3 protein-coding genes are annotated in these 2,313 nt (G+C 25.2%); all 3 read right to left on the minus strand.

Features of this window, described 5'->3' with window-relative positions; genetic code table 11:
* Positions 1-232 (minus strand): hypothetical protein (locus Q0C22_RS00410; protein WP_291490123.1); only part of this gene is annotated, 232 nt, incomplete at its 3' end.
* Between the two features lie 31 nt (positions 233-263).
* Complete coding sequence (locus Q0C22_RS00415; RefSeq protein WP_291490124.1) at positions 264-1,364, minus strand: ATP-binding protein; 1,101 nt, start codon at positions 1,362-1,364, stop codon at positions 264-266.
* Positions 1,361-2,182: a tetratricopeptide repeat protein gene (locus tag Q0C22_RS00420; RefSeq protein ID WP_291490125.1), complete on the minus strand. Its 822-nt coding sequence runs from the start codon at positions 2,180-2,182 to the stop codon at positions 1,361-1,363. Before Q0C22_RS00420 ends, Q0C22_RS00415 begins: the two co-directional genes overlap by 4 nt.
* Between the last annotated feature and the right edge of the window lie 131 nt (positions 2,183-2,313).

Below are 2,313 nucleotides of genomic sequence, written 5' to 3' on the forward strand. Positions count from 1 at the left end.
GGATTTTAAATAATTCCTTTTTTGCAAACCAGATAATTTTAACATTACTAAAACAATCCTCAATACAAAAAATATCAAAATAGCTCTTATGTGTGGCCATTATTACAAAATTTTTTATATTATAATCAACTTTATTTGAAATAATTTTAGTTTTACATATCTCAATTACTTTTTTTGAGAACATTTTAGTTGCAACTTTAATATCTTTTTGTGTAATATAATAAAAAAACATATAAAAAATTATTTTTATCCATTTTATTAAACTAAACATTTATCATCGCAATAAATATTGTTTTTTTGGCATTCAAAACCTTTATTTTGCCGTTTAAAGCTTCTATGGCTTTTTTAACAATAAAAAGGCCTAATCCAACACCAGATTTTTTTTCAGAAAAAAAAGGCTCAAAGATTGTATTTGTATCATTAAGTGCACAACCATCATCTTTAACAATGATTACCAATTTATTATTAAAAACACTAACAAACAACTCAACAGATGTTTTTGCAGCTTCTATAGCATTGGTAAGTAAATTTGTAATTATGCTTCTTAGTAAATTTCTATCGGATACAATTATTAGAGATTGTACATTTTTTATAAATGTTACATTATATGTAACTAGTTTATTTATTATTTCCTTTTCTATTTGTTCAATAAGTTCGTTTAGTTTTATTTTTTCTTTTTTTGCTATAACTTTTTTTGATATAAGCAACGTATTTGTAATAATTTCGTCAATTCGCTGAATATTTGTATTTATGTTTTTTACAATTTCTTTTTTATCGCTTTCATTTTCTTCAAGGAGTGAAATAAATAACTGTATACTTGCAAGTGGATTTCGTATATCATGCGCAATGCTTGCTGCCATTCGACCAAGCGTTGCAAGTTTTTCTTTCTGTTTATTTTCAAGTTCCAATGCTTCAAGCTTTGTAATATCTTCAAAGACAAGCACAGCTCCAATTATTAAGTCTTTATCGTACACACGGGAAGCATTAATTTTTAATTTTTTAACATTAATTATATCCGATTTAATACTATATACTTCATACTCATTAAAATAATTTAATACCTCATCAATATTTTTTGCATCTATATTGAATATATCTTTCAAACTTTTATTTTGATAATCTCCAATATTGAGAATTTTTTTTGCAGCAGGATTTAAAAAGATAATATTAAGGTTTATATCAATTGTACATACCCCATTCGTAATACTATTTAGTATATTTTCAAGATATTTCCTATTATTTTCTAATTTAGCTTCTAAATAAGAGATTTTTTGTTTTAGTAATTCATGCGATTTTTCTAAATTTTGAGTCGTTTCTATAAGCTTTTCAAATATATACTCTAAATTTTCCAAATTTTTATTCATTGTAGTAAAATTTTTAATTTTTCTGTTAATGTTGAGTTTGGATAGTTTTTTTCTAAAATTGCAAGCTTTTTTAAAGCAAGCTCTTTTTTACCTAAGTTTATCAGACACAATGTTTCATAAAAAAGCGCCTGCTCGCTGTACTTTCTGTTATTTTCTACTTTTTCAAAATAATTTATCGCATTAGCATAATTTTTTTTATTAAAATAATACATAGCGTTTAAAAAAAAGCTTTCTGTTAAAAATGGTCCTTTAAATTCTTTATTGTCAATCGGTTTGTTTTGAATATTTTTTTCTATATTTATTTCAAACAATTTAAGTTTGGCATATTGTTTTAAAAATTCATCTTTTGAATTTAAGCATTTTTCAAAAAACGTTTTAGCTTTACTTAATTCTCCGTTAGCATAAGAGAACCTTCCATAAATAATATTTAGATAATCTTTATTTAATTTACTTAAGTCAGACAAAGCATTTTTTAGATTGCCTTTTTGAATATCATAATTTGCTTTAATAAACTTATAACATAGAGAATTTTTATCCACAGAATCAAAAGCTAATTTATATTGACCAAGATACATAAAACCTTTAGCCAAATTGCACGAATTTAATTGTAGCTTCAATTTATTAGAAAGCCTCAATGCTTCATGCATTGATTTTTCATCAAAGTTTTTAGCGCTTTGGTCTGCATACATATTTAAACTATCTTGAGCCAGGTTTTGAAATTCGTCCATTACATTTGATGAACGGAGAGTTTTTTCATACAAATCCAGTGCTTTAGCATACTCCTTTTTATTGTAATAAATTTTAGCCAAACGCCACATTGCAAGTGGGGTAATTTTTTCGTTATTTTTATATTGATTTATTATATTTTTAAGCTGTTGTTCGTTTAATTTTTGCGTTCTGCCTCACGGATTGTACGGATCCCTCATAATCCCTCCATTTATCATTAAGC

Source organism: Desulfurella sp. (genome assembly GCF_023256235.1).
GTDB lineage: Bacteria > Campylobacterota_A > Desulfurellia > Desulfurellales > Desulfurellaceae > Desulfurella.